This is a genomic window from Paenibacillus shenyangensis (assembly GCF_000346635.1).
GTDB classification, from domain to species: Bacteria; Bacillota; Bacilli; order Paenibacillales; family Paenibacillaceae; genus Saccharibacillus; species Saccharibacillus dauci.
In genome coordinates this window covers 1-8137 of record NZ_AOIG01000044.1, presented here as the reverse complement: position 1 = coordinate 8137, position 8137 = coordinate 1, and the positions used below count along the sequence as shown (strand labels likewise).

Genomic DNA, 8137 nt, shown 5'->3' with positions numbered 1-8137 from the left:
GACATAAAGAAAAGCTGTCGAGAAAGTCTGAATCCAAGTGAAGCGAGGAGGCGGAGGGAGAAATTCAGTGAAGGAACGATAGTGTTCGCCTTTAAAATCGGGAAAATTCCTCTAAAATCCAATCCTTTTTCCCGATTTCAACACGCGACCGGAACGAATTTCTCCCGCAGCCGACAAGCTTCTACAACGAATAGGACTTTCTCGACAACCTGAAGCCTGGCATTTGCCAGGCTTCTTGCGGATTTCGTCCGGGTTAAAAGATCGGATCGCTCCGTCAAAGTTCCTTACTGCACCTCGTACTCCCGCTCAAGCGGATTATGGATTCGGTAATCCGTCACTTGTCCGCTTTGCCATGTCATGTCCAGCGAGAAGCCGCCGCGAAGACGCAGGCCGGTCACCTGCCCGCTGCGCATACTTTTGGGAATGGCAGGCAGCAGGCGAATCTCATACCCGCAGATGACCGAGTGCCCGTCGGTCCGCGGACTGGCCTGCGCGATCGCTTCGAGCATGAGCGCCGGTACGCCGCCGCTGATATCCGCATTGAACAGCGTCGGACCGTAATCGTGGGAAGACGCGAACGTGACGTAATAATTATTGAGCGCCATCGACTGGAGCATGGCTTCCACCATCTCGGCGTCGCGCAGGTGAGCCGCCGCCATGCCGGTCTGGACGAGACCGAACGACATTGTGCCCTGCTCGTTCTTTTTAAGTTCCCGCTTCAATCGGTATGCCTGCTCGCAGGCCGCGTACAAGATTGGATCACGCCGGATCTCTTCCGGAATATCGGCATACAGCATATACAAATGCGAAGCGTGACGGTGGTCGTACCGATCTTCATACAGAGGCGAAGCCCATTCCGTCAGCGCGCCGTCGGCGTTGATTCGGTAATCCGGCATTTTCGCGAGCATCTGGGTCCACTTGGAAAGTGAGTCGTCTTCGATCCCAAGCGTCCGGCAGCCGGTAATCAGATGGTGCAGCAGCTCTTTGGCGGCCGCGATATCCATCGTGGCGTTAAGCGCCGTCGAATTGCTCCTGCCGAGCGGCGTATTTTCCGGCGAATACGAAGGACTGAACAGCCAGCGTCCGTCTCCGTCCTCGATCAGGAAATCTTCGTAGAAAAGCGCGGCTTCCCGCATAAAAGGCAGAGCCCGATCGCGGAAAAAAGTATCGTCTCCCGTATACAGCCAATAGTCGTAGTAGAAATGGGAGGCCCACGCCGCGCCGGCTGTCCAGAATGTCATCGGATATTCCGGGCTGAAATGGATATCGTAGCCGGTGCTGCTCGATCGGGTCGGAATATGAATGCCCCGGCAGCCGTACAGCGCCCGGCTGTTCTCGCGGTAATGGTCCAGCATGCTCTCTTGATAATCGAAATACGAGAGCAGGCTCTCGAAATCCCCGCTTGGCAGCAGTCCGGAAATCACGGTCGGCAGATTGCCGTCCTGCGTATAATCGCTGCACCACGGCACGTTATGACTGCCCGCCCAGACGCCCTGCAGATTCGGCGGCCATTCGCCGCAGCTCGACAGGGTCTCGTAACGTCCCGCATGGAACATTTTCTCCAGAAAAGCAGGCGGCGCTTCGGCCGAAGCCCGGGCTTCGATCCACAGCGACTCGTCGCTTCCGCCTGTATCGCTCCGGCTGTCGCTGTCCCCCCTGCTTGCAGTTCCGGCCTCTGCCTCTTCCGGCGTCCGCAAATCGTAAGAATCGCTATCCAGGCGCAGATCGATCCGGGTGTACCGTTCTTTGTGCACCGATTCGTGCCGCAGCAGCAGTTCGCTGTAATCAGCAGGCAGCGCACGCAGCCTGGAGATTTCTTCCTGCGCGGAGAACGAGTGTATCTCTTCCACCGGAATCAGGGACAGCAGCACCCTGACCGGACCTGTCGAGTGGATCGACAGGGTTCCGTCTCCGGCCACCGCCTTGCCGTCGCCGGAAGCAACCGTGGCGACGGCGGCGTAACCGCTGCCGGTACCGCCGAATTCGCAGATGCAAACCGCTGCATCCGTGTAAGCCTGTGGGTGGGTAATGAACACGGGTTCCATGCCGAAATACTCCGCATAGAAGTCCCGCCCTTCCTGCGTAATCTGCGGCAGTCCAAGCGACAGCTCATAGTCGGCCGATGTGTCTTCCGTATTCAGCCGAACCACGCATACGCTGTCTTGCCTTGATACGAAGACGCGGCGCTCGCAGCTCCGTCCTTCCAAGCGGAAGCCAACGACCGCTTCGCCGTTTGCGTAATTCAGCGAACGCGCGTAGTCGCCCACGCCGCCGGATACGGCAATATCCGGCATCCGGGTGTGGATCGTCAGTTCGACCGCCGGGAAAAAAGGATCGGTCCACAGCAGGTCGTAAGCGCCGCCGTGCGATTGGCGGAACAGCTCGACGGGCAGCTCGGCTGCTTCGTCTTCCCGTCCTTCGGCGATCAGGCTCCGGATATCCGGCAGCCGGCCGCCCATTTCGATAGGCCGTTCATGCCGGTTCATCGGGATGAACAGCTGCTCATGGGACAAGATCAGCCGCTCGCGTTCCGGCTCGCCCATGACGATGACGCCAACCGTGCCGTTGCCGCACAGCATCCCGTCTTCCCAGCGCGAAGCCGGACGATGCAGGGTATAACCGTTTCGATTCATACGATTTCCCCCTCCTTTACCTCGTGTTCCTCTTTCAACCGCCAACTTCAATCATCGCCTTGATGACTTTGGATTCCGGCTGCAGCCAATAATCGAACTGCCCTGCCGCTTCTTCCAGAGACGCCCGGTGCGTAATATATCGATCCGTGTCGATCATACCCGCGGCCATGGCGTCCAACACGAAATCAAAGTCTTCCCGCGTAGCGTTGCGGCTGGCCGACAGCGTGATCTCGCGGCTGTGGAAATGCGGATCATCGAAAGCGATCTCGCCTTTGACCAAACCTACGTATACAAGCGAGCCGCCGTGCGAAACAAAGCGGAATGCCTGTTTCATCGATTCCGCACTGCCTGTCGCGTCGATCACGATCGGAGCGAGTTCGCCGTTCGTCCATTCTTCCAGCCGGGCGAGCGAATCTTCCGACGCCGTCAGCGTCTTTTCCACGCCCGCCCAGGAGCGGCAGAAATCGAGCCTTTCTTCGTTGATATCCATTGCGATCACGTTCGCTCCGGCATGCCGGGCCAAGATCATGACCCCGAGACCGATCGGCCCTGCACCGATGACAAGCACCGTGTCGCCCGCCTTCACGCCGGCGCGCCGAATCCCATGCGCGCCGATTGCAAGCGGCTCCAGTATCGCGGACTGGTCCAGCGTCAGCCCTTCCGTGCGGATCAGATGGCTCACCGGAATCGAGACAACTTCCCGCATCCCGCCGTCCAGATGGACGCCGAATACCTGCATCTGCCGGCAGCAGTTGGTCTTTCCGCTTCGGCAGGCCCCGCATTGTCCGCAGTGCAGATACGGAATCAGACTCACCTGATCGCCGGCGCGCAGATCCGCCCCGTTCTCGCCGATCTCTTCGATCACTCCCGAAAGTTCATGTCCCAGAATACGCGGATACTCGAAAAAGGGCTGTCTTCCCCGGTACGCATGCAGATCCGTGCCGCAGATGCCGATCCGGCGAATACGGACGATCGCATAACCCGGCTTAAGGTTCGGCTCCGGCAGATCTTCGCGCCAGACCAAACTTCCGATCTCTTCGCAGACGATGCCCCGGATCATCGGCGGCCTTCTTCGTTTGCCGACGTTCCGGCAGCACCGTTGTATTCCGGGCGTCCGCTGGTCCAGGATTTATTGTGCACCGGCTTCAGAATATCCAGCACTTCAAGCAGCAGCTCTTCGTCCAACGGTTCGTCGACCCAGGCCGCGTTCTTGACGATATTGGCCGGTGTCGCCGTGCTGACGAGCGTCGTGGGGATCTCTTCATTGCGCGTCGAGTACTGGATCGCAAGCTTGGCGATATCGCCGCCTCTTGCCGCGCAGTGCTCCGCTGCCCTGCGGCAGGCGGCTCTTAAGTCCTCGCCTGCCGGATGCCAGTCGGCCACGTCCCGGGTACCGAGCAGACCCATGGACAGCGGCGACGCATTGACGACCCCGACGCCCCGGTCTTCAAGCAGCGGCAGCAGTCCCAGCAGCGAATCGTCATTCAGCGAATAATGGCAGTATGACAAGATCGCGTCGACTTCAATCTGCGGAAGCATCTGCTCGAACAGCGCAAGCGGAAGCCCGCTGATACCGGAGAAGCGGATCTTGCCCTGCTTTTTCAGCATATTCATGGCCGGTACCGCTTCTTCGACGATCACGTCCGCCGGAACGAATTCGATATCGTGCAGGAACAGGACATCCAGATAGTCCGTATGCAGCCGCTTCAGGCTTTCTTCGACGCTGCGCATGATCCGCTCCGCCGTAAAATCGAATTCCGACTCGCCGTAGCGCCCGGCTTTGGAAGAGAGCAGGAACTTGCCCCGCGGCAGTTCGCGGATCGCCTGCCCGAGCACCGTCTCGGCTTTGGTCAGGCCGTAGTAAGGCGACACGTCGATGTAATTGATCCCCGCGTCGATCGCGCTGTGCACGGTGCGGATACTTTCTTGGTCTTCCGTCTCGCGGAATACCGAACCGAGCGAAGACGCGCCGAAGCTTAACGCCGAGACTTCGAGTCCGGTCGAACCGAGTTTGCGTGTTTTCATAAGAAGGGTCCTCCCTGTTGTCGGATACCAGATAAACGGCCTTATTTCAGCTTATAAAAAGTTTTGGCGTTCCCGCCAAACAGCAGCGCCTTCTCCCGCTCGCCCCATTCTTCCGGAAGAGCGCGAAGCAGAATGTCTGCGACCTGTCCATACGAGGCCGCCAGCAGGCAGACCGGCCAATCGCTGCCGAACAAGACGCGCTCCGGGCCGAAGACCCGCAGCGCATGGCGGATATAGGGAACGAAGTCGTCCATCTGCCACTGTTCGGCATCTCCTTCGGTGACGAGCCCCGATACTTTGCAATACAGATTCGGGAACTGCGCCAGAGCGCTCAACCGGCTTGCCCACGGTTCGAACTGCCGCTGCCGGATACCGGGCTTGGCCAGATGGTCGATTACGCCGCGCAGATGTGGAACCTGCCGCAGCAGCTCCAGCACGGTCTCCATCTGATCCGCCGTCAGCAGCAGATCGACCGGCACCTCTTCGTCGGCGTAACCTCGCAGAGCTTCCACAAACGCCGGTTCCAGAATGCGGGAGACATCCGGCATGTCCTGGATCATCAGGCGGAATCCGGCGAATTTGGCGTGCCCGCTCAGTTCGTCGTAATGGGTACGGTGCTCGGGGTCCAGCAGATCCAGCCAGCCGACGACGCCAAGCACGGACGGATCCTGATCCGCAAGTTCAAGCAGATAGCGCGATTCGTCGATCGTCGGCGCCGCCTGCACCAGAATGCTGCCGTCCAATCGTTCTTCCCGCAGCAGCGGTTCCAGATCGCCGGGCAGAAAGTCGCGGTACAGAATCGGCAGCTCCGGCGTAATCCATCCGTAATCGCCGCGCGTTATTTTCCAATAATGCTGATGGGCGTCAATACGCATCAAGTCTCCCCCTTTCTAATGAAAGCGTTCTATAAACAGTGTATAGTAAGAAAATGAGCTAGAAAATATCCGATTCCCGCATCTTTATAACTTTTTTTGATTTTGTTGCCGAGGAGAACTGCCGATGCCGCCTATTCGCAAGCCTTTTGAAGGCGAACCGTTATTTCCTTTCGAATTGATCCATCTCACCACCAAAAAGCAAAACGACGAACTGCCCGATCATCTGCACGACCGCTATGAGTTGGTCTATATCCACCGGGGTCAGGGCGTGTTTTTTATCGATCAGGATTGGTATGAGAAAAAGCGCGGGGACTTGTTCCTCATTCCCGGCAATACGATTCACCGGTCCCTGCCCCGCGACGAAGATCCGATCGTATCGTCCGCGCTGTTCTTCGCTCCGTCGCTGCTTGCGGCACCTTCGCTTGGAGACGGGTACGATCCGCTGCTGGCGTTCGAGTTTGCGCGGCAGCGCAGAACGTACCGGATCGAGCTGACCGAGTCGTTGATTTCTGTTGTCGAATCGGCACTGGAGCAGATCGGGAACGAACTGCGGGAGCGGCAGCCCGGTTTTCGGGAAGCGGTCAGAGGGATCACTTCCCGGCTGCTGCTTGCGATCAATCGTTTGATTTGGGCGGAAAAAGACTTCGATCTCGCCGCCGAAGCTTCCGTCGGCCCCGTCTGGATGAACGACGTGCTGCGCAGAATCGACGAATCTCCCGAAGCGCAGAACGGTCTGGCCGCACTGGCGCAGCAGGCCAACGTATCGGCTCCGCATTTCTCTCGCGTATTCAAACGGCTGACGACCATGAATCTGACCCAATACGTTAACGCCAAACGGATGATCCGCGCCAAAGAACTGCTGCGGGCCACGGAACTGACGGTCGAAGAAGTGTCCCGAAGCTGCGGCTACGAGACCCCGGCGCATTTCTACCGGGTGTTCAAGACGCTGACGGGACTGACGCCAAAAAGCTACCGAAATGCCGCGAACTTGAGTGTTTAAAAAATCCGAAAAACACGGCTTGACTTGGAGTGTTCTCCAAGTAGTAGGATGAGGATATCCCGATGCGCAGGGAGTTATACCCTCCATATTTTCCGGAAAGTAGTGAACGAAAATGAATCCAAACCCCACTTATTCGATCAAACAGCTGGGTGAGCTTACGGGAGTAACCTCCGATACCATCCGTTTTTATGAGAAAGCGAAAGTGATGCCCGCACCGAGCAAAAAGGCAAACGGACATCGTATTTATAGCGAAAAAGATCTGCATCGGCTTCAGTTTATTGTGCAGCTCAAAAAAACGAGCATGACCCTTCAAGAGATCAAAGAGTATTTAACTTACTCGGATACCCGACAATACGAACATTGCTACCGGATTCTTTACAATCAGCAGCAGCAGTTTGAGAAAGAAATCGAAGAGATGCAGAAGACTCTCGATTTACTGAATTACAAAGTCAATAACTTCAAACATTTAATTGAATCGACTCGAGGAGTGAGCTTAAATGAAGACCAAACGCTTAAAGAACAGTGAACTTGAAATCTCCGTACTGGGTCTTGGCTGTATGGGAATGTCAGAATACTATGGTGGCCGGGAAGATTCGGAATCGATTCGTACCCTTCACCGTGCCGCCGATCTTGGCGTGAACTTTCTGGACACCGCGGATACGTATGGCGTGGGCGCCAATGAAGAATTGATTGGAAAAGCGTTTAAAGGACGTCGTTCCGAAATCGTACTGGCAACCAAATTTGGCTCCGTGCGCGGGGAAGACGGTTCGTTTCTCGGAATCAGCGGACGGCCCGAGTATGTTAGGGAAGCTTGCGAAGCCAGCCTCAAGCGCTTGGGAACAGATCATATCGATCTGTACTACCAGCATCGGGTTGATCCGAACGTTCCGATCGAAGAAACGGTAGGCGCTATGAGTGAACTGGTCAAGGAAGGCAAAGTCCGTTATCTCGGTCTTTCCGAAGCTTCGATCCATCAAATCAAGCGGGCTCACGACGTCCATCCCATTACTGCGCTTCAGACCGAATATTCGTTATGGAGCCGCGAGGCCGAAGATGAGCTTTTCCCGTTATGTGAGCAGCTTGGGATCGAATTTGTCGCGTACAGTCCACTCGGACGGGGGTTTCTGACCGGCCAGATCAAGCGTTTCGAAGATCTCGCACCAGACGATGCCCGACGTTATCTGCCCCGCTTCACGGGCGAGAATTTTCAACGCAACGTGGATCTGGTTCAGCATATTGAATCTTTGGCCGGTGAAAAAGGCGTATCTGCTTCCCAACTTGCCTTGGCCTGGATGATCGCGCAAGGCGTAACGCCGATTCCAGGTACCAAAAGAGTCAAGTATTTGGAAGAAAACGCAGCTTCCGCCGAAATCCAACTGACCCCTTCCGAAATGGCGCGTATCGAAGAGGTTTCGCCTAAAGGTATTGCAGCGGGAGGCCGTCACCGGGAAGAACAAATTCCCGACTGGTCCGCCGAGTAAACGAGTTTGGGTTTGGACGGGTAGGTAGAATTTCCATCTTTACTTTGAAACAAAAAGCATGTTTCCCGCAGCGGGAAACATGCTCAGGCTGTCGAGAAACTCTCGACAGCTTTTCTTTATGTC

7 protein-coding genes are annotated in these 8137 nt (G+C 56.6%); 3 read left to right on the top strand and 4 right to left on the bottom strand.

Going from position 1 to position 8137, the window contains the following annotated elements:
* Positions 1–284 precede the first annotated feature (284 nt).
* The 4 genes from H065_RS0124600 to H065_RS0124585 are packed head-to-tail and all read right to left on the bottom strand — an operon-like array spanning position 285 to position 5533.
* The gene (locus H065_RS0124600) at positions 285–2633 is read right to left on the bottom strand and encodes a glycosyl hydrolase family 95 catalytic domain-containing protein (RefSeq protein ID WP_017815767.1); all 2349 of its coding nucleotides are present in this window, start codon (positions 2631–2633) and stop codon (positions 285–287) included.
* A 34-nt stretch (positions 2634–2667) separates the two neighbouring features.
* Entirely contained in the window at positions 2668–3693 is a 1026-nt protein-coding gene (locus H065_RS0124595; protein WP_017815766.1) for a zinc-binding alcohol dehydrogenase family protein, read from the bottom strand.
* Positions 3690–4658 (bottom strand): aldo/keto reductase, encoded by a 969-nt coding sequence (locus H065_RS0124590; protein ID WP_017815765.1) that lies wholly within the window; start codon positions 4656–4658, stop codon positions 3690–3692. The genes H065_RS0124595 and H065_RS0124590 overlap by 4 nt, the downstream gene beginning before the upstream one ends.
* 41 nt (positions 4659–4699) lie before the next feature.
* Complete coding sequence (locus tag H065_RS0124585) at positions 4700–5533, bottom strand: amidohydrolase family protein (RefSeq protein ID WP_017815764.1); 834 nt, start codon at positions 5531–5533, stop codon at positions 4700–4702.
* A 124-nt stretch (positions 5534–5657) separates the two neighbouring features.
* On the opposite strand from H065_RS0124585, the gene H065_RS0124580 reads away from it, so the two are divergent.
* The 3 genes from H065_RS0124580 to H065_RS0124570 all read left to right on the top strand — a co-directional run bounded on the left by H065_RS0124580 (position 5658) and on the right by H065_RS0124570 (position 8014).
* Positions 5658–6533: a helix-turn-helix domain-containing protein gene (locus H065_RS0124580; protein WP_017815763.1), complete on the top strand. Its 876-nt coding sequence runs from the start codon at positions 5658–5660 to the stop codon at positions 6531–6533.
* A 112-nt stretch (positions 6534–6645) separates the two neighbouring features.
* On the top strand, positions 6646–7059 hold the full coding sequence (locus tag H065_RS0124575; RefSeq protein WP_017815762.1) for a MerR family transcriptional regulator: 414 nt from the start codon (positions 6646–6648) through the stop codon (positions 7057–7059).
* Complete coding sequence (locus tag H065_RS0124570; protein ID WP_017815761.1) at positions 7031–8014, top strand: aldo/keto reductase; 984 nt, start codon at positions 7031–7033, stop codon at positions 8012–8014. The genes H065_RS0124575 and H065_RS0124570 overlap by 29 nt, the downstream gene beginning before the upstream one ends.
* The last annotated feature ends 123 nt before the right edge of the window (positions 8015–8137 follow it).